Raw genomic sequence first — 26,497 nt, forward strand, 5'->3', positions numbered from 1 at the left:
TGGAAATACGTGTCGGCTGGCAGAACCACCAGATGGTTCTGCCAGCCGCTCCCCGTCACCATTTCAAGCCGATCTTTGCGGTTCCAGCGATGTTCTGGACATTTCCGGAGAGTTCGCCCTGGAGGCTGGCCGCGGCGAAGAAGCCGTTGGCGGTGGCGTATTCAATGCCGGCGTCGAGCAGCGCGCTGTAGCGGTTCGGATTGGCGCCTTCGATGCTGAAGGACGTGCCGGGCAGCGCCTGGAAGCCGGCAACGAAGCCGATGCTGTCGCCACCATTGATCGCCAGGGCTGCGCGGCCCGACAGCGTGAGTGTCGCATCGTTGTCGAGGCCGATGCCGTGATCGAGCCTGGCGCCGAGTTCGGTGCGGGTGACGGTGGTGGTGTTGCCCTTGTAGGTCAGCCCGAAATTGCCTGCCCCGGTCTCGCTGTAGCCCGGCATGCGGTAGGCGATCGCCTGGAAAGCGGCATAGGGGGTGAGTGTCGCCAGCGCGGTCTCGATGTCGTAGCCGGCCTCGATGCGTCCGGAGAAGGCGTGCGCGTTGAAATCGCCTGACAGCGATTTGCCAAGCACGGTGCGGCCGGTTTCGACGTCGTAGAAGCTGTAGGCAGCGGCAGCCGCGACATAGGCATTTCCGAACTCCTGCCGGCCGAAGACACCGGCATTGAAGAAGCGTGCGCTGCCGCTGCCGAGCTTGTCGGCCAGCCGGAAGTCGGACGAGCCGCCGCCGAGCGCGATGCCGATGGTGGCATCGTCCCATTTGCGGGCAATGCCGCCTGCCAGTCCAAACGTCTTGAGATCGGTGTCGTGCGAGCCGGCAGCGGCGTCGCCACCGATCTCGGAGGTGCCGCCATAGGCGGCACCCCAGCTGCGCCAGCGGCTGTCGAAGACTTTTGCGACAGGCCCGGCAAGCCGATCGGATTTGGCGCCGAGCGCTGCGAAAGGCTTGTCGCCATCCGCAACCGGCTTCTCGTCGGCGAAAGCTGATGCGGTGTCGCCGGAAGCAATACCCTGCCCGCCACGGCCCGCCAGCGCCTCGCCCGACAGCAGGCCGAGGAACTGATCGGTGCCGTGGATGCCTGAGCTGATGGCGCCGGCCGTCGGCTCGCCGGAGACCAGCGAGAGGCCAGCGCTGTCGAGGGCGCCGAACTCGGCCAGGATACCACCCTTGGCATCGAAATAGCCGACGATGGCATTGGCCACCGAGCGCTGGTTGCGGTTGAGCGGATCAAAGGCCGGCCTGCCGCCGGGATTGCCCGGTTCACCGGGGTCTCCAGGCTTGCCCGGTTCGCGTATGTCGAGATCGAGTGCGAGATAGGCGTTGTTGCCGTCATAGGCGAGCTTGTGCTTGAAGCCGGTGGGTGCCGTGCCGGTCAGGCCGGCGAAGCTGGTGCCACCCAGCCCACCCTGTGCATTGAGCAGGGTGTAGGTCTTCTGGATATAGGTGGCTGCCGCATAGTTGGTGCTGACGGTGCCGCCCGACAGATTGGCAGTTCCGCTGACATTGGTGCGGTCGGCGGAAGCCGGATCGAGCTCGACGGCATAGGTCGAGCCGGCGCCCATGACCAGGTTGCCGGCAATGGTGACGGTGCCGATCGAATTGCCGGGCGCCAGCGTGCCGCCATTGTTGACAGTGACCGAAGCCAGTGTGCCGGTGCCACCGAGCGTGCCGCCTGTTTCGACGGTGATGCCGGACGAGGAGGCGATCGAGCCGTTGACCGACAGCGTACCCTGCTTGACGAAGGTCTGGCCGGTATAGGTGCTGGTTCCCGACAGCATCAGCTTGCCGCTGCCTGACTTGGTGAAGGAGCCGCCACCGGAGAGACCACCGGAGAAGGTCGAGTTGCTGGTCTCGTCGACGGTGAGGTTGCCACTGCCGAGCGCAACCGACCCCGCACCCGACAGCGTGCCGATGATCTGGTCGAGACCGCCGAGGTCGAGACTGGCACCAGCCGCCACCGACACCGCGCTGCGTGCCGAGAAGGAATGCGCGACACTGGCGCTCAGCGTGCCTTGCGACACCGTGGTGGCGCCGGTGTAGTCGTTCTGCCCCGACAGCGCCAGGGTTCCCGCCCCTGTCTTGGTCAGGCCGCCGGCACCGGTGACGTCTGAAGCGACGCCTGCCGCAAAGCCATTGCTGTCGAAGCTGCCGCCGCCTGCCTGGAGCGTGACGGCCCGGGTAGCCCCGACATCGAAGGTGCCATCGTAGCGCAGCGTACCGCCATCGAAGGTCAGCCCGCCGGCGGCATCGCCGAGATTGCCGTCGCTGGCGACGGCGATGGTGCCCTTGTTGAAGACGGTGCCGCCCGAATAGCTGTTGGCGCCCGCAAGCACCACCACGCCGGTGCCGTTCTGCACGACCTGGCCATGGCTGCCGCTCCGGTCTGAAACGACACCGGAGAAGGTGTAGGTGTCGGAGCGGTTGAAGGCGAGCGTGCCACCGAGCTGCACATCGCCGAGGATCGAGCCAGTGGTCCCGCCATTGCCGAGCTGCAAGGTGCCGGCCTCGACCACCGTTCCATCGCCATAGGTGTTGTCATTGGTCAGGATCAGTGTGCCTGCACCTGTCTTGTGCAGCGTGCCGGGATCGGTGGCATCGGCGATCACGCCGGCAATGGTCATGGTATGGCCGTTGGTGTCGATCGTGCCATAGCTCGGGCTGACCTCGAAACGGTTGGCAAAGGTCAGGCCATCCGCTCCAGCCTGGAACAGGCCGGCATCGTTCAGCAACACCCGGCCACTGCCGACAGAACTGTTGTTCGTCACGATGAGTTTGCTGCTGCCGGGGGCTCCGAAATACCCCACGGTGGTACCGCCGGTGTAGGTGTTGATGCCGGTCAGGGTCAGCGTGCCGCCGCTCAGCGTCAGCGAACCGCCAGTCGAAGTGTTGAAGCAGTCGGTGCCTGTCGTCCCGCAATCGCTGATGACGCCGGAGAAGGTGCCGTTCGCATTGCCGATGCCGAGGTTCCTGCCCCCGAGATAGACCTGGCCATTGCCGGTCAGCGATTTGATGCCCGGGCCGGCGCCCGTGCTCTGGTCGGAAATGTCGAAGACGCCGTTGGCGACGACACCGGAGGAGGCAAACAGGCTGCCGTCGCCGGAGAGCTGCAAGGTGCCGCCCTGCTCGATCGTCGTCGAGCCGGTGAACATGTTGACGCCGGAGAACATCTGCTCCGCGCCATCCGCGATCACGACGTTGCCGCCGGTGCCGCCACCGATGCCGCCATCGCGGATCGAACCGCCGAACAGAGAGCCTTTGGTTATGGTGAGCGTCTTCGAACCGAGAGCCACGATGCCATTGCCTGTCGCACTGAACAGGCCGGCAACGCGCGCGCCCGCCGTCGTCTGCGAGATATCGAGCGTGCCATTCGACATGAAGCCTACATAGGCGGAGCTTGCGATGGATCCGCTGCCCTTCAGCGCCAGCGTGGCACCGCCATAGATCTCGGTAGCGTTGGTATAGGTGTTGACGCCGGACAAGGTCTGCGTGCCGCCCTCGATCGACAACCCACCGGTACCCTTGATCGTACCGGCGAAATCGGTCGAACCATTGGTGATCACCAATCCTTTGCTGCCCAACTCGACCGTTCCGGAAGACGTCCCGGCAAGACTGGTGATCGCCGCGATTGGCATCGACCGTCCTGAAATGTCGAGTATGCCGTTTTCAATGTTCACGACGCTCGACATACCGATGTTGCCGAGGCCCTTCAGTGCCAGCGTGCCGCCCTTGATCGTGGTGGCGCCGGTATAGCCGTTGACGTTCGACAGGATAAGCGTGCCGCTGCCGAACTTGTCCAGCCCGATGCCGGCGGCACCGGTGAGTACCGAGGCGATCTCGGCCGTGGCCCCGGCGTTGACGTTGACGAAGCTCGCCGCGCTGTTGTTGGCGCTGTCGCCGGTGAGCGTCAGGTCGTCGCCTTCGAGCTTGTAGCCGTCGCTGGCGAACTGGATGCCTTCGAAGCCGACAGGGCCATTGACCTTCACCAGCCCGCCGGTGCCGGTGAACACAGCCACCGAACCACGCCACTGATCGTTGAAATCGGCAGCGCCGGGAGCCCCGGTCCAGTTGGTTCCGCCGGCACTCCAGATGCCGGCGCCGCCATCGACGGTGCCGTTGCCGATGCTGTCGGCGCCATCCCAGAACTGCACGATCTGGTCGCCGTTCTGGATGAACAGGTTGACCTGATGCGGGATCGCGGTCTGGATGGTGGCGCTGGCCGGCAGGCTCGAATAGCTGCCGGAGACGGAGCCGTCGACGTTGAACAGCCGGTAGTAGCCGGAGACCGCGCCCGGCGTCAGCAGGGTGCCGCCAAGCGTCAGATTGCCGGTGACGTAGACGAGGTCATTCAGCGGGCCGCCGACGGTGCCCGGCGCGCCGAGTTCGAACAGGCTGGTCGAGCCTGCCCCGAGGGTGAGATCACCGGCGACGGTCAGCTTGCCCGGGCTGCTGCCGGCCGACAGCGTGCCGTTGACGATGGTGCTGCCGAGCGTGCCATTGCCGCCGATCGTGGCGCCAGCATCGACGGTAGTGCCCGATGACGAAGCGATCGAGCCGTTCACCAGCAGCTTGCCGCCGCTCACCGTCGTTGCGCCGGTGTAGGTGCTGGTGCCGGTGAGTGTCAGCGATCCCGCACCGATCTTGGTCAGGCCACCGCCGCCGGTGATGCCTTGCGAAATGGTGGTGTCGAAGGTGTCGGTATCGATGGTCCCGCCTCCGCCATTGAGAGCGATCTGGCGCGTGGCAGCGAGATTGAACGACGCTCCCAGCTTCAGCGCACCGCCATCGAAGGCCAGAGCACCAGAGGCATCGCCGAGATTGGCATCCCTCGAAGCCTGCACGACGCCTCCGCCAAACGAGGTGCCGCCGCTATAGGTGTTGTCGCCGGAAAGGGTCAGCACGCCTGTGCCGATCTTGGCCAGAGAACCACCAGCGCCTGTGGGGCCGTCGACGATCGTCCCGCTGACCTCGGTCGACAGATCGTTGGAGCCGACCGTCAGTTTCTTGGAGCCTAGATAATAGGTGCCTGCACCTTCGATTGAGCCGACGGTCGTCCCCGCCGAGGTCAGATCTCCAATATGGAAACTGCCGCCATCCTCGATGGCAAAACGCCCGCCGCCACCGCTGCTGGTGTCACGGAATTTGACAGAGCCGCCGGAGTTGACCGTGATGGTCGCGTTTTCCGCCGTGCTGCTGCCTTTGAATTCCACCGTTCCCCGGGCCGTGATGACAGCCGTGCCCGCGGTGCTGGTGTCTGAAAAAGTCGTGATGCCGTCGCTCTCGATCCGCGCCCCGTCGGCCGTGCTGCGGTCCTTGAAATTCATGGCCGACATGTTGCGGATATGCGCCTGGTCCGCCGAGCTGTCGCCGGTGAAATTGACCATCTGCAGATTGAAGATCTCGGCGTTTCCGGCCTTGCTGCTGTCGTTGAAGTTGAGGACGCCGCTGCTGTTGTTGATCTCGGCGGAGCCGCCCGTGGTGTTGTCGTAGAAATTCAGCGTGCCGGCGTTGATCCTGATGCTGTTGCTGCTGCCACCGGCGCTGGTGGCATTGCGGAAATTCGTGGTGCCGCTGCTGGTTATGGACAGGGCGCTGCTCGGATCTACATTGACGATGTCGAAGGTGCCGCTCGCGGCGACGTCGACGGACCCGGTGATCTTGCCTGCAATGCCGCCGGCACCAATCGTGCCCAGCTGCAGCGTGCCGGCGTTGATTGTCGTGCCCCCGCGATGGCTTCCGGTACCGGTCAGCGTCAGCGTGCCGGTGCCGACCTTGCTAAGTGCCAAGGTCGGAGAGCCAGCAACGCCATCCTGGATCGTGCCGTTGAATACGGTCGAGCTGCCATCGCTGCCGACAGATAATGTCGCGTCGGAAATGCCAGTGTTGGTGACGACCCCGTCACCGGTCAGGGAACTGATCTCCTGATTGAACCCGCCGAGATCGATGGTCGCGCCGCCTGCGACGCTGAACGCCCCAATGGATGAGAACGCGTTGGAGGCGCCGCCGCGCAGCGTACCGCCGGAGACCTTGGTCGGCCCGGTATAGGTGCTTGCGCCCGAGAGCTTCAACGTGCCATTGCCGGTCTTGACCAGCGAACCGCCGGTACCGCTGATCGTCCCGCTGACCTCGGTCGAGAGGCCGTTCGAACCGACGGTCAACTCGTTGTCGCCAAGCAGATAGGAACCACCGCCGGCGATCGAGCCTGCGCTGAGTTTCTTGTCGCCGTTGGAGCCGGTCGAGCCGGAGAAATCGACGCTGCCGCCGCCATTGCTGATCTCGGCATTGGCGGCATTGCTGTTGTGGAGGAACACGACGCTGGAATTGTTGATGATCTTGGCGCTGGCGGCCGTGGTGGTGGAGCGGAATGTCAGGTTGCCGTTGTTCGTGATCTGAGCCGCACCGCCTCGACTCGCATCGTAGAAGGTGAGTTCATTGTTGTTGGTTATGACTGCAGAGCCGGCGTTGCTGCTGTCATAAAAAGACAGCGTACCATCATTGGTGATGCCGGCGAGCTCGGCGGTACTGGTGTTGTTGAAATTCAGCAGAGCACCATTGTTGTTGTTGATTGTGGCAGCGCCACCCTTGCTGTTGTCGAAGAACTGCAGGGTGCTTTTGTTGGTAATCGCGCGACTGCCGGCGGTGCTTGTGCCGTGGAACTCCAGCGAATCGTTGTTGGTCGCGGTCCCGGCGCCGGCTGTGCTGCTGTCGTAGAACTGCATCTCTCCGTTGTTGACGAGCGTGGCGCTGCCGGCACTGCTTCCGTTCAGGAATTTCGTTGTGCCCGCATTCGTGATGCCGCTCATGCCCGAAATGGAATTGGCCACTGTGAACGTGCCGGCGCCCATCACATTGACCTGGCCCTGGATCGTGCCTGCGGTGCTCGTGGTGCCGAGTTGCAATTCGCCGGCATTGACCCTGGTGCCGCCGGTATAGGTGTGGCTGCCGGTAAGGATCGTTGTCCCGGGACCGCCTCTGCTCAGATACGCTGCACCGGAAAGCGTCGTGCCGACCGTGCCGCCGCCCCACAAATTGAATGATGTCGCAGCTTCGATCGTGCCGGCGCCCGAGACGGTGCCGCCATTGAAGGCCAGGGTTTGCAGGCTGAGCTTGCGGCCGGCAGCAACGTTCAAGGTCGCAGTGTCGGCGTTTGTGAACGTCAACACGTTCACCATGTTGCCACCGGTGAGCGACACCTGGCCATTGCCCTGGTTGTTGATGTTGCTGACCTGCACGTCGACGTCACCGCCCAGAACCTTGATCTGGCCACTGTTGTTGACGCTGAATCCAATGCCTGGGGAAAGTTTCGCGACGCCGCCAGGGCCGTTGAAGTTGATAACGCCAAGGGCATTGTTGTTGATGTCGCCATCGTCCATCACGACGCCGTCAGTACCGACATTGATGGTGCTGTCATTGTTCAGGGTATTGCCTGTGCCCCAGAGCACCGCGCGGGCAGCCAGGTTGATCGACCACCGGCGCTGTTAAAGATCGTGCCGGCAGACAGCATGTTCTCTTCGCCGACATTGATTGTGCCACCGGCATTGTTGAAGCTCGTGAAGCCGGTCGCCGAATCCGCACCCAGGCTGAGCGTCGCGCCGCCATTGATCTTGAGAACATTGCTGTAGGTACCGGACAGCGTCGTAGTGCCGCCGGCCAGTTCTATCGTGCCGACGATCAAGCCTTCATTGTGGATGCTGTTGGTGCCGCCGGTGAGATAAATTGCCTGACGCCGGGAATTGTTGCCGGCATTCATGCCCCCCGATATCGTGCCACTGGCGTTGTTCGTGATGTCGAGGTTCGAGCCGGCGATGCCGAAACCGCCTTGCCCCTCGGCGCCCCTGACGCTGGGGTCGGACATAACGAATTTACCACCCAGAGCGCCTTTTCCGCCCTGGATGGTGCCGTCGTTGACGATCGAGGTTTTGATCGCACCGGCCGCTGTAACGCCGTTGCCACCTGAACCGCCGGCGCCATTGTCCGTCGCGTTGACGCCGTAACTCCACGATGTGTTCGCGGCGCCTCCTTGGCCACCGTTTCCGCCGTTGACCGTAACGCCACTGCCTATTGTCACGGCCAGGTCGGCAGCCGCGCCTGTGACGAAGATGCCGCTGCCGCCGCCGCCGCCGCCGCCGCCGCGGCCGACCCGATAGCCGCCCTGGGTTTCGCCCCAACCCGCGCCACCCGCGCCACCGGCACCACCCTGAAGATTGGAAAGGACTGAGATGCTCGTGCTGACGGCCGTCCCGGCGCCGCCGGCACCGCCGCCGCCGCCGCCCGCACCGAGGATGTAGCCCCCGCCGCCACCACCACCGGAATCCGATGCGCCTCCAAAACCACCGGGTACAGCGTTGCTCGTGTCGCCATTGGTGCCCTGGACACCGGTAGCGACACCGTTTCCTGAGAGACCGGCGTTCCCGCCTGTTCCGGGTGTGTTGTAGTTCGGAGCGTTCGTGCCGGCAGAACCGTTTACTCCGTCCGCCAGCACTCCCGTGGCCGCAACAATTGCCAGCGGCGCTACCGAGGCAGCCAGCAATGCCAGGCGCATGACAGCCGACCGCAGCGCAAGCCGGTTGGTTTGCGCCAGATTGTTCTTCCCAGAAATCACGAAAATGCTCCGCATGCTTTGGCGGTGGAACTGGAGAGGTGCGACCGACACGTCAGGCGCCGTGGATGCACCCGAAAAAAGTCGAGGGAAGGAAGCGCGTTGTCTTCATCCGGAAGGTGAGCAAACCGCCACTCCGGTCGGGAGAGATCGCTCTCGACATCCTTGATTTCAAAGTAACTTCCCCGCACAACAAGCCCTGCCCTGAAACGGCATCCCGAGCCTTCATCTCATTGAAGGGGCGGATAGGTCCTGAAGCGGCGCCGAAGACTTTCTGAAGATTTTCTGATATTTGAACGATACGCGGCGCAGCCGTGGAAAAGGGGAAGCACGTGCTCCGGTTCGCCGGCTTTGAGCTTGATCAACGACGCGCCGAGCTGCGCGATGCCAGCGGCAGCCCGATAAGGCTGCGGCCGAAGTCGTTCGACATGCTGCACCTGTTTGCGGCCAATGCCGGCCGCGTCGTCACCAAGCAGGAGCTGATGGAGGCGATCTGGCCGAATGTCCATGTCGGCGAAGACAGCCTGTTCCAATGCATCCGCGAGATCCGCACCGCACTCGCCGACGACGGGCGCAGCCTGATCAAGGTCATCTCCGGCCGTGGCTATCTGTTCGATGCCGAAGTGGCGGGTTTGCCGGCCAGCCCCGATGTCCAGGCCGGGCCGGACACCGTTGCGACGGAACACGAACGGACAAGCGCGCCAGACGCTGGGACCCAGCCCGCGCCGACGGCACACCGGCAGTCGTTTCGCGGCATGCGCGGCTGGGCAGCCATCGTCGTCAGCTTTTGTGCGCTGATCGGTTTTGCCGTCGCGGCGCAGGCGATCGCACCAAGGCTGATCTTTTCACGCAAGCCACCCGTGGTGATGGTGATGCCGATCACCACCGCCAGCGACGATGCCCAAACGGTTTCGACGGCGGGAAACGTGACCGAGCGCCTGAGCGATGGCCTGGCCAGGATCGATACGATCCGGGTGGTGACATCGCGGACAAAGCCGGCGGCGGCATTGCTGGCTGGTGTCTCCGCTTCCGTTGCCGATGCCGATTTCCTGGTGAATGGCGAACTGGAACGCAGCGCCAATGCCTGGACATTGGAAGCGCGCATGACCGATACGGCGACGGGTGAGGTGACATGGACGACCTCGGTTTCGGTCGACAGCGCCCAGACCGAACCGACCATCCAACAATCCAGGCTTACAGCCGGTCTCGGCCATGAGCTCGCCTTGCGCATCAACGCGTCGCTCTATCCCGACACCAGGGGAATCGCGCTCAGCTCACCTGTCGACAACGCCAAGGTCGTGGTCGAGCAGGCCATCGCCTCCATCAACCAGACCACGCGTGAGCGCTTCGCAACCGCGCAGGCGATGCTGGAAAACGGCCTGACCGGTGAGCCCGACAATGTAGACCTGCAGGTGACCCTCGCGGCGCTGCAGACACGCGGCATCCAGATGGTCTGGTACAGCCCGGCTGAAATGACCGCCGCGGAATCGCGAGCACGATCCCTGCTGGAGCGGGCGCTGCAGGTAAAACCACGCTATCTGCCCGGTATGGAAGCCTACTGCCGTTTCCTGACCGCCACCAACAACTTCGTCGAAAGTCTGGTCGCCTGCGCGCGCGTGCTGAACCTCGACCCGTGGAACGGTGGCGCGCTCTATCAGCTTGGCCTGACGCAGCTTCAGCTCGGCCGCACCGAGGATGCGCTTGCGACGTTCCAGCAGGCAGATGTCATCGACACCCCTGCCGTCTCCCGCTGGACCTGGAAGATCGGCATCGGCTGGGCGCATCTCATGCTCGGCCACAATGACCAGGCCGTGGAGTGGATCAAGAAATCCATCGCCATCACGCCCGCCTCGGGCCGCCCCTATCTGCTGCTGGCGGCAGCGCTTCAACGCGCCGGTCGCCCCGACGAGGCAAAGGTCGCCCTGGCCAAGGGGATGGCGCTGCGCCCGAATTCGACTGCGCTCAACGTGCTGCCGCCGGAGCGCAACGCCAGCCCGGCTTTCGTCGAGACGAGCGTCGGCATCGTGCAGACGATGGTCGAGGTCGGGCTGCCGAAGAACTAGACTTTCGACAGTGACCCCATAGCGCCAGGCCTGCGAAATCCTGCACCCAATTCACGGGTAGCGCGGCCCGGCCTTTTCGCCATTTCGCCAAAAAACGACAACCTGCCCCTCCCTCCCTTCTGACCCGGCTCGCTCCGGGTACGGCTCCTCCGCAGACGCGAAAAATTCAAGACGCATGACTTTTCATTCAAGTCACTTGACAATCACTCATCATAGTTGAATCCTTCACGTGCTAAGTTTCTGACTTTGCACAAATGGGAGGGGAAAAATGAAAACGACCAGGCGTATGTTCCTGGCCGGCGCGACCGCGCTTGGCGCAGGCTCACTCATCGTCGGACCGACAGGCAAAATGGGCCGCGCCTTCGCGCAAGACGGCAAGACCTTGTCCTTCGCGGCGGCCGGCACCGTCACCAGCAGCTGGGACCCGAGCTCCCACACGGTAGCACCGCAGATCACCGCCGAAGGCTTCCTGTTCGGCCATCTGACCAAGTGCCCGATGACACCCGAAAATCCGGGCGAGATCCTTCCCGACCTCGCGGTCGAATGGAAGGTGATCGACCCGTTCACCCTGGAGTACAAGCTGCGCCAGGGCGTCACTTTCCACGACGGCAAGGAGTTCAAGGCCGAAGACGTCAAGGCGACCTACGAATATGCCTCACAGCCGAGCCGGCCTGCTTCGGCCTGGTATCCGGGGCAGGTCGAGGTCGAGATCGTCGACGACTACACAGTACGCCTGAAGACCGAGAAGTTCGGCTATCCGGCGCTGAATTTCTGGTATGTCTCCGCCTTCCTGCCGATCCTGTCGGCCAAGGATATCGCCAATCCGGACATGCTCAAGCAGCGGCCGAACGGCACAGGGCCCTTCCGCTACGAAGCGACCAAGGGCGACCAGATCATCTTCAAGGCGTTCGACAAATTCCATGACGGCAAGCCGCAGATCGAGACCGTGCTGTGGAACTACGTGCCCGACGCCAACACGCGCGTGCTTGGCCTGCTCAACGGCCAGTACCACCTGACCGAGCGCCTGGAGCCCGAGCAGTTTGCCTCGCTTTCCAAGGAGGCCAGCATCACCACGCAGCGCGGCCTCTCCAGCGAAAACAAATACCTGCATTTCCGCTGCAACAAGCCGCCTTTCGACGACGTGCGCGTGCGCCTGGCGGCGGTCCATGCCATCGACCGAGAACAGGTCCTGGCGGTGGTCGGCGATGCGGGACAGGCCTCCAATTGCCACATCTCGCCGGTGAAATTCGGCTACACCGACGTTGCCACCTATCCGAAGTTCGACCCGGAACTCAGCCAGAAGCTTCTTGCCGAAGCGGGCTTCCCGAAAGGCCAGGGCCTGCCGGAGATCGAATACATCACCTCGGTCGGCTTCTATCCGAAGACCCGCGAATATGGCGAACTGATCACCGCCATGCTGCAGGAACAGGGCTTCCCGGTGAAGCTGACGACGCTCGAGCCGGCGGCCTGGGAAGAACAGCTCTACCGGCGCGCCGACGGCCAGGGCCCGGGCCACATCGTCGATGTCGGCTGGATCACCGGTTCGCCGGAGCCCGACCTGGTGCTGCGCCCGAACTACCTGTCGAAATTCGCGCTGATCAACGGTGTTTCCGACCCCGAGATCGATGCGGCCCTCGACAAGGAGCGCAATGCCGCTTCGACCGACGAACGGCTGAAGATCCTGCAGACGGAGACCCTGCCGCTGATCGCCGCCAAGGTGCCGAGCATCTCGCTGTTCTCTTCGGTGTTCCTCAGGGCAATGTCGAAGAACCTGCAGGGTGTCTACTTCTACCCGAACGGCCCGATCGATCTCAGCAAGGCGACACTCGCCTGAACCTGGCAGACGCGTGCGGCACCGCTGGTGCCGCACGTCACTTTGTCTCGCGCATGGTCTTCGGGATCATGCTCCGCGCGGCGCCGGTCGATCCGGCCGCCGGCTGCCTTGCTGCCTGAGAAAGAGTTCATGGCATTCGCGATCGAATTTTTCCTGCGACGCATCGGCCAGGGTCTGGTCATCGTGCTTCTCGTCGCCTTCGTGATTTTCACATTGCTGCGCATTGTGCCTGGCGATCCGATCCGCATCATCCTCGGACCGATGACACCGGCCAGCGTGCTCGAGGAAACGGCCAGGAACCTCGGCCTGCGCGATCCGATCCTCGTCCAGTTCGGCCGCTTCGTGACGCAGGTGGCGAGCGGCGATCTCGGACGGTCGTTCATCCGCGGCGTCCAGGGTGGCAGCACCGGAGGGTCGCAGGACAGCGCTGGTTTCGATCCGGAAAGCCGGGCTTCGGTCGCCGAGCTGATCGGCACCGCCCTGCCTTACAGCCTGCAGCTTGCCGCTCTCGGCATCGCCTTTACCTTGCTGGTCTCGGTGCCGATCGGCCTCGCTGCCGGCCTGCGCAGCGGGCGCTGGCCGGACCGGCTCGGCCTCTATGTCAGTTCCTTCCTGGTATCGCTGCCCAACATCTGGGTCGGCGTGGTGCTGATCTTCCTGCTCTCGGCCAAGACCGGCCTGCTGCCGGCGATCGGCTACAAGGGTTTTGCCTATACGATCATCCCGGCGATGGTACTGGCCATCGAGCTGTCGCCGGTGCTGATCCGCGCCATCTCCGTTTCGGTCGCCGCCAATCTCGGCGAGACCTATTTCGACGTCGGCCTGGTGCGCGGCCTGTCGCGACGCGCCATGATCGCAAAACATGTGCTGCGCAATGCCGCCGTGCCGCTGCTCAACCTGTTCGGCGCCCAGATGATCGGCATGCTGCTCGGCGGGCTGTTCGTGGTGGAATACATCTTCAGCTATCCCGGGCTCGGCATGCTGACGATCAATGCCGTCTTCCAGCGCGACTTCCCGATTATCCAGGCCGTCGCGATCCTGGCCAGCGGCGCGCTCGTCGCCATCAACATGCTCGTCGACTTCGCCTCGACGACCATCGACCGCCGCTTGAAGTTCTGAGGCCGGCAGATGAACAGCACCACCGCACAGGCCACCTTGCCAAAAAGCCGACCAAGGAGCCGGGGCGTCACCGCCCGCATCCTGCACCGCGCCTGGAGCTATACCGAGATGCGCGTTGCCGCATCGGTGTTCCTGGCACTCGCGCTGCTCACCCTGCTGGGGCCCTTCATCATCGATGCCTCGGCCACCAAGATGAACGTGACCGACAAGTTCCTGCCGCCGATCTTCATGGAAGGCGGCAAGCTGCCGCATTTCCTCGGTACCGACCAGCTCGGGCGTGACCTGTTGCTGCGCTCCCTGATCGGGCTGCGCAACGCCTTTGCCATTGGTGTTGTCAGTGTCGTCGGCATATTCATCATCGGCTGTGCCATCGGCATCTATGCCGGCTATCGCGGCGGCTGGGTCGACGTGATCCTGATGCGCTTGACCGACGTGCAGATGTCGATCCCGGTGGTCATCCTTGCCATCACCATCCTCGGCATGTCGCGGCCGTCGCCGGCATCGGTGATCGCGGTGCTGATCCTGGCCAGCTGGCCGGTCTATGCCCGCGTGTCGCGTGGCGTGACGCTGTCAGAACGCCAGAAGGAATATGTGCGCGCCGCCAAGATCCTCGGTGCCAGCGACCTGCGCATCATGGTTCGCCACATCGCCCCGAACATCCTGCCGCCGATCGCCTTCGTCGCGGTGCTCGACGTGGCGCGCATGATGATCTTCGAAGCGATTTTCGGTTTCATCGGCATCGGCATCCAGCCACCGACCCCGACCTTCGGCACCATCATCTCCTCGGGCACGCAATATCTGCTCAATGCCTGGTGGATCACCATCGTGCCCGGCGTACTGCTCGCGCTGGCGCTCAGCAGCCTGAACCTGATGGGCGGCGTGCTGGAGCGGGCCCGCAACCAGATCCTGCAGGGAGGCGCGTGATGGGCAAGATCATAACGCTCCCTGCCGCGACTGCCGGCGAGCCGCTGATGGCCGTGCGTGGCCTTTCGGTGGCCATCGGCAACGCCACCGGCGAACGGCAACTGCTTTCCGACATCGACCTGACGGTGAATGCACGCTCGGTGCTGGGCATCATCGGCGAAAGCGGCTCCGGCAAGACCATCCTGTCGCGCGCACTGGTCAACTGGTTGCGACAGCCGCTCAGGGTCACCGGCGGCAGCGTGCATTATGGCGGGCGCGATCTCCTCACGCTGCCGGAAGCCGAGATGGCGCGGCTGCGCGGACGCGAGATCGCCTATATCGGCGCCAATCCGACCAGCGCGCTCGATCCCACCGTACCGGTCGGCCACCAGATCCTGGAAAAGCTGCGCACCGTCTCGCCGCAACTTTCACGCGAGGCGGCACGCAAGCGTGTGATCGACACGCTCGATGCCGTGCGCATTCCCTCACCGGCCCAGCGCTTCGACGAGTACCCCTTCCAGTTCAGCGGCGGCATGATGCAGCGTGCCCTGATCGTCGACGCACTGGTCTCCAACCCCAAGCTGCTCATCGCCGACAACATCACCCAGCCACTCGACGTCACGGTGGCGGCGCAGATCCTGCGCCTGCTGCGCGACCTGCAGAAGGATTTCGACACGGCAGTGGTGTTCATTTCCTCGTCGCTCGGCATCGTGTCCGAGATCGCCGACGACCTGATCGTGCTCGACCGCGGGCGCATCGTCGAGCACAGCCCGGTTGCCGACCTGCTGCAGAAGCCACAGCACGCCTATTCACGCGAGCTGATCGCCAAAGTGCCGAAACTCTGGTCGATCGGCGGGACAATCCCCAAGCCATCATCGGCCGATGTCGTGCTCGATGTGCGCGATGTCGAGAAGACCTATGAAGTCCGTGACCGCAAGGCGATCTTCGCCCATCGCAAGGTCAAGGCCGTGCGCGGCGTCTCCTTCACCGTCCGGCGCGGCGAGAATTTCGGCATCATCGGGGAATCGGGCTGCGGCAAGTCCACGCTGTCGCGGCTTTTGAGCTGCCTCGAGGCACCAAACAGCGGACAGATCCTGTTCGAAGGCCAGGATATCGCCACGCTGCGGGGACAGGACCTTCTCGCACTGCGAAGGCGGTTCCAGCTGCTGCTCCAGGACCCTTACAACGCCATCGCCGCCCATTGTTCGATCGGCCGCACCATCGCCGAACCGCTGCTGATCCATGGGCTCGGAAGCCGGAGCGAGATCGAGGCCAAGGTCAAGGCGGTGATGACCGAGGTCGGGCTCTCGGAAACGCTCTACGATCAGCTCCCGGTCGGCCTCAGCGCCGGCCAGCGCCAGAGGGTCAACATCGCCCGCGCGCTGGTGCTGGAACCTGAGCTGCTGATCCTCGACGAGACGCTGTCGGCGCTCGACCAGGTCGAACAGGCGAAACTGCTCGACCTGTTCGAAACGCTGCAGACCAGACGTGGCATCACCTATGTCTACATCTCGCACGACCTCGCCATGGTGCGGCGCGTCTGCGCGCGCATCGCGGTGATGTATCTCGGTCGCATCGTCGAACTGGCCGACAACGAGACCATGTTCGAGCGTTCGGCGCACCCCTACACGCGGGCGCTGCTCAGCGCCGTGCCGACGGTCGAGCACAAGCCGTACAGGATGCAGACCTACCTGCTGGAGGGTGAGCCACCGGATCCGATCGATATCCCGCCAGGCTGCAGCTTCCGCACCCGCTGTCCGTTCGCCTTCGACCGTTGCGCCGTGGACGATCCGGTTCGCGGGGCCGACGTCGGCGTGAATACCAGCGCCTGCCATCTGCGCGCCGACAGCCTGCCACCGGCAGAGGCCGCAGGCGCGTCGAACGGAGCACCCGCGTGACCCTCAATGAAAACCAGAATGGAGGTCGGCGCATGGGTTCGGCCGAAGCTTTCTTCCGCGACCGCCAGCCGGTCTATGCCGGCTGGCGCCAGCATCTGCATCAGTTCCCTGAAGTGGCCTTCCAGGAGCACAAGACCGCCGCCTATGTCGCGGAACGCCTGAGCGAAATGGGGCTTGCGGTGGAGACGGGCCTTGCTGGAACCGGACTTGTCGCGACGCTCGAAGGCGATGAGCCCGGACCGCTGCTCGGCTTGCGCGCGGACATGGATGCGCTGCCGATCCTCGAAGAGAGCAAGCTCACCTATCGCTCGCGGCACCAGGGCGTGAGCCATGCCTGCGGCCATGACGGCCACATGACCATGCTGCTTGCAGCCGCCGACTATCTTTCCCGCCACCGCCTCGCCGGCAGCGTGCGCTTCATTTTCCAGCCCGCCGAAGAAGCCGAAGGCGGGGGCCGCAAAATGGTCGAGGAAGGCCTGTTCGAGCGTTTTCCTGTCGATGCCGTCTTCGGATTGCACAACTGGCCGGGCCTGCCGCTCGGCACCGTCGCGGTAAAGCCCGGGCCGATGATGGCGGCGATGGATCTTTTCACCGTCACCATCAAGGCTTCCGGCGTGCATGCGGCATTGCCGCATCTCGGCACCGACGCCATCGTCGCAGCCGGCGCGCTGATCAGCAGCCTGCAGTCCATCACCAGTCGCGCCGTGGATGCCATGCAGCCGGTGGTGGTGTCGCTGACACAGATCCATGGCGGCAATTCGCTCAACGCCTTGCCAGGAGAAGTCGTGCTGCACGGCACCGTGCGGGCGTTCTCCGAACAGGCACGGGCAACGGTGCAGCAGCGGCTGGAGCAGATCGTCAACGGCATTGCCATCGCACATGATGTGAAGGCAGCACTCGCCTTCACACCGAAATATCCCGCTACCATCAATGATCCGGGTGTCGCGGCTGCGGCCGCGGTCATCGCCGCCGAGACCTGGGGCGAGCAATCGGTGATCACCGAGTTCGAGCCCAGCATGGCGTCGGAGGATTTCGCCTTCATGCTCGACGCCAAGGTTGGTTGTTATGCCTGGATCGGCAACGGCAACCGCACCCCGCTGCACAATCCGGGTTTCGACTTCAACGATGCGCTTATTCCTTACGGCGCGCTCTATTGGACCGCGCTCGTCAATTCCTGGCCCAAAACGACAATCGGAACAGCCGCACAGGCGTGACCGCCCTTTGCACAATGAGGAGAAGAGACAGATGAGACTTGCTGGCAAACGGGCATTGCTGATCGGCGCGGCAACCGGCATCGGACGGGCCTGCGTCGAGGATTTCGCCCGCAACGGAGCCGCCATCGTCGTGGCCGACATCAATGAACCGGCGGCGGCGGAAGCTGCCGCACTGGCGCGCTCGCACGGCGCCACCGCCCACGGCATTGGCTGCGACGTGCGCGACGAGGACTCGGTGCGCAATGCGGTCGACTATGCCGAGCGCGAACTCGACGGCATCGACACGCTGGTCTTCCTGGCTGGATTGATGCGCACCGGCGCCGTCGACAGCGTCGAAGCAGCCACCTGGGATGCGATCTTCAACGTCAATGCCCGCGGTACCTTCCTTGCCGCAAAGTATGGCGCACCGGCCATGAAGCGCGCCGGCGGCGGCAGCTTCATCACCACATCGTCGCTCGCCGGCCTGCGCGGCGCGCCGGGCATGACCGCCTATGCCGCGGCGAAGGGCGCGGTGATCGCCTTCACCACTGCGCTCGCACAGGAGCTGGCTCCGGCCAACATCCGCGTCAATTCCGTGCTGCCCGGCTGGATCGACACCCCCTTCAACACACCGGCCATTGACTATATGGGTGGCGTCGAGTCGCACGGAGAGGTTGTCCGCCGTATCGTGCCGCTCGGCAGGCAGGGAACGCCGGCTGAAGTTTCGCCGATTTATGTATTTCTCGCCTCCGAGGAGGCGCGCTACATTACCGCCAAATCGATGATGGTCGACGGCGGCATGGCGCACTGAGCCGGCAATCAAGTAACGGACCAAGGAGGTCCGACAAAATGATGGATGCGGCAGGGTCGGTGCTCGACCAGGAAATCGAGAACCTGTCCGACGCCCGGCGCCGGGTCGGCATCAAGCTCAAGCTGGCGCGTCAGACCAAGGGCCTGACGCTGAAGGAGCTTGCCCGGCGCAGCCGCTGCTCGGAAAGCCTGCTCTCCAAGGCGGAGAACGGCAAAGCCCTGCCCTCGCTGCCGCTGATCCACCGGCTGGTACGGGTGCTGGAAACCAACATCAGCTGGCTCTTTGACGAAACCGAGCCGGAAGACACGCCAGTCTTCCGCGCCGGCGAGCGACCGGTGGTGACGCTCGACAACCGGCCGGGTGATGGCGCCGGCGTCTCGTTCGAGCGCATCATCCCCTACAAGGGCGGCCACTTGCTTCAGAGCACGATCCACCACATCGATGTCGGCGGCAAAAGCGGCGAGGCGATCACCCACGAAGGCGAAGAGACCGGTTACGTGCTGCGCGGCAGGATCGACCTGAACCTCGACGGCGTCGTGCATAGCCTGCAGGCAGGCGATGCTTTCTGCTTCCGTTCACACGTGCCGCATTCCTACCGCAACACCGGTGACGAACCAGCCAGCATTCTGTGGACCTGCACGCCGCCGACCTTCTAGCTAGATGAAGTCGGCCCGATGCGGCGTGAAACTGTCAACAAGACGGCCCGCTTCAAGCGCCTTCACGCCATGAACCAAGTTAGACGGCACGATGAAGCTATCGCCGACACCGAGTGTCTGCGTCCTGCCGTCGATGGTCACCTCGAAGCGCCCCTCGGCGATATAGCTTGCCTGCACATGCGGGTGCGAATGCAAGGCGCCGACGCCGCCCTTCTCGAAGCCGAACTCGACCATCATCAGTTCATCGGTGTGAACCAGCACCCGGCGGCGATTGCCATCCGGTGTGGCAGTCCATTGACGATCGACCGCGCGGGAAAAGACCTCGGTCCCTGTCACAAGCTGAACTCCTTCTGATGAGAGCGGAATACGACCGGGTTGAATCCGCATCCCGCTCTATCTCTTTCTTGAAGCATGATCTTTTCCGAAAACCGGTTCCCACTTTTCGGGATCATGCTCTAGCGGGCGAGCCAGCCGCCATCGACGGGCACCACAGCGCCATGCATGTATTTCGAGGCTGGCGCCAGCAGGAAGACGGCGGCGTCGCCGATGTCGCCGGCTTCGCCCCAGCGGCCGGCCGGAATCCGGCCGAGGATCGCGGCATTGCGGTCGGGATCATTGCGCAGCACCTCGGTGTTGTTGCTGACGATGTAGCCTGGAGCGATGGCGTTGACGTTGATACCCCTGGCCGCCCATTCGTTGGCCAGCAGCCGGGTGACGCCAAGCACGCCATGCTTGGCGACGGTGTAGGAAGCAACCCGGATGCCGCCCTGGAAAGACAGCATCGAAGCGATGTTGACGACGCGCCCCGTTCGGTTGGCGGCCAGTACCCTGCGGGCGAAAGCCTGGGTCAGGAAGAACAGCGATTTCAGGTTGACGTCCATCACGTCGTCCCAGTCCTGCTCGCTGAAGTCGATCGCATCCCCACGGCGGATGATGCCGGCATTGTTGACGATGCCGTCGATCGGCCCGTGTTCGGCCCAGGCCGCGGCCAGCATCGCCGCCGCCGCCGCGTGATCGGACAGGTCGCAGGTGATCGGCGTAAAGGAAGCACCAATCGATGCCAGATGCGCAGCGGTCTCGTCCATGGCGGAGCGGCCGACACCCAGCACGTGGGCGCCTGCCTTGCCGGCCGAAACGGCGATGCCCTGGCCTATGCCCGTGTTGGCGCCGGTCACCAGGATGCGTTGCCCCTCCAGGCTGAAGGCGGAAAGATCGCTCACCGCAGCTCACCAATATCGACCGGGTCGACATCGGTGTAGTCGACATTGTCGCCCGCCATCGCCCAGATGAAGGCGTAGTTGGAGGTGCCGGCGCCGGAATGGATCGACCAGCCCGGCGACAGCACCGCTTCCTCGTTTTTCATGACGATGTGGCGGGTCTCGTCCGGTTCACCCATGAAATGGAAGACGCGGGCACTATCTGCGAGATCGAAATAGAGATAGGCCTCCATGCGCCGGTCGTGCACATGGCATGGCATGGTGTTCCAGACCGAGCCAGGCGCCAGCTGCGTCATGCCGACGACCAGCTGGCAGGTCTTTACGCCTTCCGGATGGATGAACTGGAAGATCGAGCGTTCGTTCGAGGTCTGCTGGCTGCCGAGGTCAAGCCGCCTTGCATCGGCGATGCGGATCAGCTTTGCCGGCAATTCCTGATGCGCCGGCGCGCTCAGCAGATAGAACTTCGCCGGGGTCTGCGGATCGACCGATGCAAAGGCAACCGTTTCGGTGCCCTTGCCGACATAGACCATGTCGCGGGTGCCGACTGCGAAGGTCCCGTCGCCTGCCTGAACGGTGCCGGTGCCGCCGATGTTGACGGCGATCAGCTCGCGCCGGTCGAGGAAGTGCTTCGTTCCGGTCGGCTTGATCGCCTCCAGCACCAGCGGGGTTGCCAGCGGCACCGCGCCACCGACGACCATGCGGTCATAGTGGGTGTAAGTGAGATGGACAGCACCGGCATGAAAGAGATCGCCGATATGGAAGTTGTGGCGCAACTCGTCCGTGCCCATGGCCGCTGCCGCATTGGGGTCGATGGCATAACGGGACGAATAGCTGGTGACTGTCATTTCGGGATGCTTCTCTCTGCGGTCAGGGCTTCTTGGGTGACTTCTCGGCGGCCAGATACTCCGCCTGCTGGGTGGTGAGGCGCTGGCGGTAGCGATCCTGCGCGGCGATCAGATGCGCGCGCATGGCGACGCGCGCCGCATCGGGATCGCCGGCCGATATCGCCTGCAGGATCAGGAGATGCTCGCGCTGCAGGCCGGTCAGATATTCGTTCGACAACACTTCGACCGAATACCAGGGCGAGGCGCGGTCGCATGGAATGGTGCGGTCGCCGAGCGCGTCGAGAATCTCGACATAGAATGGATTGTTGGTGGCCGATGCGATCTCGCGGTGGAAGGCGAAGTCGGCCTTGCCGGTCGGCTCACCCAGATGCAGCAGGCGGTCGAATTCGAAGAAGGCTTCCTGGATCAGCGCTTCCTGCGCGGCGTTGCGGCGCAGCGCGGCCAGCCCCGCGCTCTCGATCTCGATGCCCATGCGCACTTCCAGCACATTGATCGCCTGGCTGACCTTCTTGATCTCCTGGCTGAAGGACGAAAACGTCAGCGTGGGATGTTCGAGCACGAAGACGCCGGCGCCCTGCCTGGATTCCACCAGGCCGTCGGCGGCGAGGCTTGCCATTGCTTCGCGGATCACGGTGCGGGAAACGCCGAACGTCTCCGTCATCTGCCCTTCCGTAGGCAGCTTCTGGCCAGGCATGATCTGGCCGCCGACGATCTGGGCGCGCAAGGTTGCCACCACGCGCTCGGCGAGCTTGGGCTTGCGTTCGATGCGCAGGTCTTCGACTGTTTCTGATGCCATGATGAAACGCCTATCTGAATACGCTCGGCAGCCAGAGCGAGAGCGCGGGTATGTAGGTGACCAGACCTAATACCACGAGGCCCGCGGCATAGAAGGGCCATATGGAGCGCATCGCCTCCCAGACCGAAATCTTGCCGACGGCACAGGCCACGAACTGCACCGCCCCCACTGGCGGCGTGTTCAGCCCGATGCCGAAGTTGAGGATCATGATGACGCCGAAATGCACCGGATCGATGCCGTAGGCCACCGCCACCGGCAGGAAGATCGGCGTGCAGATGATGATGGTCGGTCCCATGTCCATGAAGGTGCCCAGCACCAGCATCAGCACATTGATCAGGAGCAGGATAATGATCGGGTTGTCGGAGATCGTGTTCATCCAGGCAATCAGCGATGCCGGCACGCGCATGAACGCCATCAGCCAGGAAAAGGCTGCCGCCATGCCGATGATCAGCAGCACCATCGCCGTGGTGCGCACGGCACCGAAGGTGGCATGCACGAAGTCGTTCCAGGTCATGCGGCGATAGACGAAGGTGGTGACCGCGAGGGCGTAGAGCACGGCGATGCAGGAGCTTTCCGTGGCGGTGAAAACGCCCGAGCGCACGCCGCCAAAGATGATGCCGATCAGAAGCAGGCCCGGGATCGAGATCAGGAAATACTGGCCGACCTTGGCAAAGCCTGGAAACGGCTCGGTCGGATAGCCGCGCGAGCGGGCGACGAAATAGGCCGTCACCATCAAGGCGGCGGCATAGAGCAGGCCGGGGATGACGCCGGCGGTGAACAGATCGGCGATCGAGATCTTTCCGCCCGCCGAGATCGAATAGATGATCATGTTGTGCGAGGGCGGCAAAAGCAGCGCGATCAGCGCCGCCATCGATGTGACGTTGACGGCATAGTCGGCGCCGTAGCCACGCGCTTTCATCTGCGGGATCATGACGCCGCCGACGGCGGCAGCCTCCGCCACCGCCGAACCGGAGATGCCACCGAACAGCGTAGCGGTGACGATGTTGACCTGGCCGAGGCCGCCGCGGATGTGGCCGACCAGCGAGGCGGCGAAGGCGATGATCCTCTGTGCGATGCCGCCGCGCACCATCAGGTCGCCGGCGTAGATGAAGAACGGGATGGCCAGCATCGAGAACACGCTCATGCCGGAGTTGAGGCGCTGGAAGACGACCAGCGGCGGCAGCCCCATATAGAGCACCGTCGCGAAGGAAGCGACGCCGAGGCAGAAGGCGATCGGCGTGCCGATCAGCATCAAAAGAGTGAAGACACCGAAGAGGATCAGCATTTCCATCGTATCAGGCCTTCACTTTGGCGGTGTCGAGTTCGGCAGCGACTTCCGCCGGCGGCAATTCATCGAGGATGTCGTCGATCGGCTGGCCGGCGAGCCGCAGCACCATGCGCTCGAGCGAAAACAGGCAGATCAGGGCCCCGCCCGCGACCAGCGGCACGTAGTCCCAGCCGCCCGAGATGCGCAGCGACGGCAGCGTGGTGTTCCATGTCAGCAGGACCAGCTGCGACCCGTACCAGACCATGCCGATGCCGAAGGCGAAGGCGACGACATCGGAGATCATGCGCAGCCATGCCTTGCCGCCTTTCGGCACGACATAGAGCAGCACATCGAAGCCCATGTGGTAATTCTCGCGCACGCCGACGGCAGCACCGAGGAAGATGAACCAGCTCATCAGCATGACGGCGCCAGGCTCGGTCCAGCTCGGCGAGTCGTTCAGCACATAGCGGCAGAACACCTGCCAGGCGACGATGATCGTCATCGCCACGAGGCCCGCGCCGGCCAGCCACAGCGACAGCGTGCTCAGCCAGGACAGGGTCCGGCCGGTCTTTTCCAGTCTTGCCGACATGGTCTCGCTCCCGGAAGCGGCAGGCAGGCCGAGGCCTGCCCGTCGGCTGCGTCACTGCACGGCCTGAACGTCTTCGACCAGTTTCTTCAGAACTGGATCGGTGACGTGCTTTTCGTAGACGGGCTTCATGGCGTCGATGAAACCCTGCTTGTCGGGAGAGGTGATCGCAGCCCCTGCCGCCTCCACCTTGGAGCGGGACTCGGCGGTCTTGGCGGCCCACAATTCGCGCTGCCTGGCGACGCTGTCCTTCGCCGCCTGTTTGAAGATCGCCTGGTCTTCCGGCGTCAGCTTGTCGAAGGTCGCCTTGTTCATCACGAACACTTCCGGAAGGATGGTGTGCTCGTCGAGGGAGAAGTTCTTCGCCACCTCGAAATGCTTGGCGGTGTCGTAGCTTGGGAAATTGTTCTCGGCACCGTCGATGACGCCGGTTTCGATCGCCGAATAGACTTCGCCGTAAGGCATCGGCGTGGCGTTGGCGCCCAGCGCCGCCACCATGTCGACGAAGATGTCCGACTGGATGACACGGAACTTCAGGCCCTTCATGTCGGCTACCGAATTGATCGGCTTCTGCTTGTTGTAGAAGGATCGCGCGCCGGCGTCGTAGAATGCCAGCGCCACCAGACCAGCGGGCTCGAAAGCTGCCTTGATCTGGTCGCCGATGGCGCCGTCCATCACCTTGTGCATGTGGTCTTCCGAGCGGAAGATGTAAGGCAGGGCCGGGACGATGGTTTCCTTTACCGTGCCGTTGAAGGGCGCCATGGAAACGCGGTTGAGTTCGATGACGCCGGAACGCACCTGCTCGATCGTGTCCTTCTCCTCGCCGAGCTGGGCCGAGTGATAGACCTCGACGGCATAACGCCCGGCCGTACGTTCCTTGACCAGCTCGCCGAAATATTTGACCGCCTCGACGGTCGGATAGCCATCCGGGTGCGTGTCTGACGATTTCAGCACCGTCTGGGCAAAGGCAGCGCCAGTCATCAGCGACGCCGTCAGCAGTGCAAGGCCGGCCAGAGCATATGAACAAAGCGCTGTAGTGTTTCCGCGTTTCCGTGGAAAACGGAAACGCTCTGGTTTCGAGATATGCAGCATTGGTTCCTCCCTCTTATAGTTGGCTAAAGTCGATACGCCCTCTTCGCCAGCGTGTAGGCCAGCTCCGGCGCCAGCTCGCGTGCCTCATCCTCCCTCAGGCGATGCTCCGAAACGAGGCGGGCGAGAAAGGCGCAGTCGACCCGGCGCGCCAGATCATGACGGGCCGGTATGGATGGAAAGGCGCGGGTGTCGTCGTTGAAGCCGACGGTGTTGTAGAAACCTGCGGTCTCAGTGGTCATCTCGCGGAAGCGGCGCATGCCTTCCGGGCTGTCATGGAACCACCAGGCCGGCCCGAGCTTCAGCGCCGGATAGACACCGGCCAGCGGCGCCAGTTCGCGCGCATAGCTCGTTTCGTCCAGCGTGAAGACGATGACGGAAAGGTCGCGCTCGAGACCGACCGCGTCGAGCAGCGGCTTCAGCGCGGCGACATAGTCGGTGCGGGTCGGGATATCGAAGCCCTTGTCGCGGCCGAAGCGCTGGAGCATGGCGGGTGAGTGGTTGCGCCAGGAACCGGGATGGATCTGCAGCACCAGCCCATCGTCCAGGCTCATCCTGGCCATTTCCGTCAGCATCTGGGCACGGAACAGCCGATGCTCACGTTCGTCGGACGAACCGGCGCGGATGCGGTTGAACAGCTCCTGTGCAGCGGCCGGCGAAAGATTGGCGGTCTCGGCCGTGGCATGGCCGTGATCGGTCGAGGTGGCGCCGTAGCTTTTGAAATAGGCACGGCGCTGGCGATGGGCGTCGAGATACCCGGCCCAGTTGCCGGTGTCGCACCCGGTGATCTCGCCGAGGCGGTCGAGATTGGCGGCAAAACTTTCGAAATCGGGATCGACCACAGCATCCGGCCGGTAGGCGGTGGCGACGCGGCCCAACCAGCCGCTGTCGCGGATCTGCCGGTGCCAGGCAAGATCGTCCAGCGCGCCGTCGGTGGTGGCGATCACCTCGATGTTGAAACGCTCGAACAGCGCGCGCGGCCGGAATTCCTGGCGCTGCAGGCAATGAGCGATGGCGTCGTAGTGGCGGTCGGCATTGTTCGCGGTCAATGGCTCGCTGATGCCGAAGAGATCGCTGAGCACGTAGTCGAACCACAGCCGGGTCGGCGTACCGCGGAACAGGAAATAGTTCTCGGCGAACAGGCGCCAGATCTTGCGGCCATCCGCCTCGACCGGTGCACCATCGAGCGTCGGCACGCCAAGGTCCTCCAGCCTGATGCCCTGGCTGAACAGCATGCGGAACACATAGTGATCCGGCACGATCAGCAGTTGCGCCGGATCCGAGAAAGGCTCGTTGAGCGCATACCAGCGTGGATCGGTGTGGCCGTGCGGGCTGACGATCGGCAGGGATTTGACGAGGTCGTAGAGCTGGCGAGCGATGCCGCGAACCGAGGGCTCGGCCGGAAACAGCAAGTCTGGATCGACAAGCGAATTCATGGACCCTGCCGCTCCTCCTTCGGCCTCTTAAGGGCTAGGATCAGTCAGAAGTAATGTCAACATACAAAAACTATAATGTTGTATGATAAGTTGTTGCACCCGTCCAAACCGCAGTGTACGCAACGGACATGACGCTGCTGATGACTGGAGGCGCCTTTTCGGCGACAACGGCAGCTTCGGGAGGGATGC

At 63.7% G+C, this 26,497-nt stretch carries 18 protein-coding genes; 8 read left to right on the plus strand and 10 right to left on the minus strand.

The window, feature by feature from the left end; all coding sequences use genetic code 11:
* Positions 1–55: 55 nt before the first annotated feature.
* Positions 56–7,438: an autotransporter-associated beta strand repeat-containing protein gene (locus tag C1M53_RS04140; protein ID WP_129411083.1), complete on the minus strand. Its 7,383-nt coding sequence runs from the start codon at positions 7,436–7,438 to the stop codon at positions 56–58.
* On the minus strand, positions 7,411–8,598 hold the full coding sequence (locus C1M53_RS31595; RefSeq protein WP_165358038.1) for a hypothetical protein: 1,188 nt from the start codon (positions 8,596–8,598) through the stop codon (positions 7,411–7,413). The genes C1M53_RS04140 and C1M53_RS31595 overlap by 28 nt, the downstream gene beginning before the upstream one ends.
* Positions 8,599–8,927: 329 nt before the next feature.
* Between C1M53_RS31595 and C1M53_RS04155 the strand changes: the two genes are divergently transcribed.
* The 8 genes from C1M53_RS04155 (at position 8,928) to C1M53_RS04190 (ending at position 19,072) form a co-directional block, all read left to right on the plus strand.
* A complete protein-coding gene (locus C1M53_RS04155; RefSeq protein WP_129411085.1) occupies positions 8,928–10,658 on the plus strand; it encodes a winged helix-turn-helix domain-containing protein in 1,731 nt (576 codons plus the stop codon).
* Between the two features lie 268 nt (positions 10,659–10,926).
* The gene (locus tag C1M53_RS04160; protein ID WP_129411086.1) at positions 10,927–12,492 is read left to right on the plus strand and encodes an ABC transporter substrate-binding protein; all 1,566 of its coding nucleotides are present in this window, start codon (positions 10,927–10,929) and stop codon (positions 12,490–12,492) included.
* Between the two features lie 129 nt (positions 12,493–12,621).
* Entirely contained in the window at positions 12,622–13,611 is a 990-nt protein-coding gene (locus C1M53_RS04165) for an ABC transporter permease (protein WP_129411087.1), read from the plus strand.
* Positions 13,612–13,620: 9 nt separating this feature from the next.
* The gene (locus C1M53_RS04170; RefSeq protein ID WP_129411088.1) at positions 13,621–14,535 is read left to right on the plus strand and encodes an ABC transporter permease; all 915 of its coding nucleotides are present in this window, start codon (positions 13,621–13,623) and stop codon (positions 14,533–14,535) included.
* Positions 14,535–16,412 carry an ABC transporter ATP-binding protein gene (locus C1M53_RS04175; RefSeq protein ID WP_129411089.1) on the plus strand — a complete coding sequence of 626 codons (1,878 nt, stop codon included), beginning with the start codon at positions 14,535–14,537 and terminating at the stop codon, positions 16,410–16,412. Before C1M53_RS04170 ends, C1M53_RS04175 begins: the two co-directional genes overlap by 1 nt.
* 32 nt (positions 16,413–16,444) lie before the next feature.
* A complete protein-coding gene (locus C1M53_RS04180) occupies positions 16,445–17,626 on the plus strand; it encodes a M20 aminoacylase family protein (protein WP_129411090.1) in 1,182 nt (393 codons plus the stop codon).
* A gap of 31 nt (positions 17,627–17,657) precedes the next feature.
* Positions 17,658–18,416: an SDR family NAD(P)-dependent oxidoreductase gene (locus C1M53_RS04185; RefSeq protein ID WP_165358039.1), complete on the plus strand. Its 759-nt coding sequence runs from the start codon at positions 17,658–17,660 to the stop codon at positions 18,414–18,416.
* A 38-nt stretch (positions 18,417–18,454) separates the two neighbouring features.
* Positions 18,455–19,072, plus strand: coding sequence for a cupin domain-containing protein (locus C1M53_RS04190; protein WP_129411091.1), 618 nt, complete (start codon positions 18,455–18,457; stop codon positions 19,070–19,072).
* On the opposite strand, the gene C1M53_RS04195 is transcribed toward C1M53_RS04190, so the two are convergent.
* The 8 genes from C1M53_RS04195 to uxaC all read right to left on the minus strand — a co-directional run bounded on the left by C1M53_RS04195 (position 19,073) and on the right by uxaC (position 26,308).
* Positions 19,073–19,408, minus strand: coding sequence for a cupin domain-containing protein (locus C1M53_RS04195; protein WP_245488438.1), 336 nt, complete (start codon positions 19,406–19,408; stop codon positions 19,073–19,075).
* A gap of 119 nt (positions 19,409–19,527) precedes the next feature.
* Positions 19,528–20,292 carry a 2-dehydro-3-deoxy-D-gluconate 5-dehydrogenase KduD gene (gene kduD, locus C1M53_RS04200; RefSeq protein ID WP_129411093.1) on the minus strand — a complete coding sequence of 255 codons (765 nt, stop codon included), beginning with the start codon at positions 20,290–20,292 and terminating at the stop codon, positions 19,528–19,530.
* Positions 20,289–21,134 (minus strand): 5-dehydro-4-deoxy-D-glucuronate isomerase, encoded by an 846-nt coding sequence (kduI, locus tag C1M53_RS04205; RefSeq protein ID WP_129411094.1) that lies wholly within the window; start codon positions 21,132–21,134, stop codon positions 20,289–20,291. Before kduI ends, kduD begins: the two co-directional genes overlap by 4 nt.
* 22 nt (positions 21,135–21,156) lie before the next feature.
* Positions 21,157–21,930 (minus strand): FadR/GntR family transcriptional regulator, encoded by a 774-nt coding sequence (locus tag C1M53_RS04210; RefSeq protein ID WP_129411095.1) that lies wholly within the window; start codon positions 21,928–21,930, stop codon positions 21,157–21,159.
* A 10-nt stretch (positions 21,931–21,940) separates the two neighbouring features.
* A complete protein-coding gene (locus C1M53_RS04215) occupies positions 21,941–23,221 on the minus strand; it encodes a TRAP transporter large permease (protein WP_129411096.1) in 1,281 nt (426 codons plus the stop codon).
* A 4-nt stretch (positions 23,222–23,225) separates the two neighbouring features.
* Positions 23,226–23,786, minus strand: a complete 561-nt coding sequence (locus tag C1M53_RS04220; RefSeq protein ID WP_129411097.1) for a TRAP transporter small permease — start codon at positions 23,784–23,786, stop codon at positions 23,226–23,228.
* 51 nt (positions 23,787–23,837) lie between these two features.
* Positions 23,838–24,764: a TRAP transporter substrate-binding protein gene (locus tag C1M53_RS04225; protein ID WP_129411098.1), complete on the minus strand. Its 927-nt coding sequence runs from the start codon at positions 24,762–24,764 to the stop codon at positions 23,838–23,840.
* 134 nt (positions 24,765–24,898) lie between these two features.
* The gene (gene uxaC, locus C1M53_RS04230; protein WP_129411099.1) at positions 24,899–26,308 is read right to left on the minus strand and encodes a glucuronate isomerase; all 1,410 of its coding nucleotides are present in this window, start codon (positions 26,306–26,308) and stop codon (positions 24,899–24,901) included.
* Between the last annotated feature and the right edge of the window lie 189 nt (positions 26,309–26,497).

Origin of the sequence: Mesorhizobium sp. Pch-S, assembly GCF_004136315.1 — a bacterium.
Classification (GTDB): domain Bacteria; phylum Pseudomonadota; class Alphaproteobacteria; order Rhizobiales; family Rhizobiaceae; genus Mesorhizobium.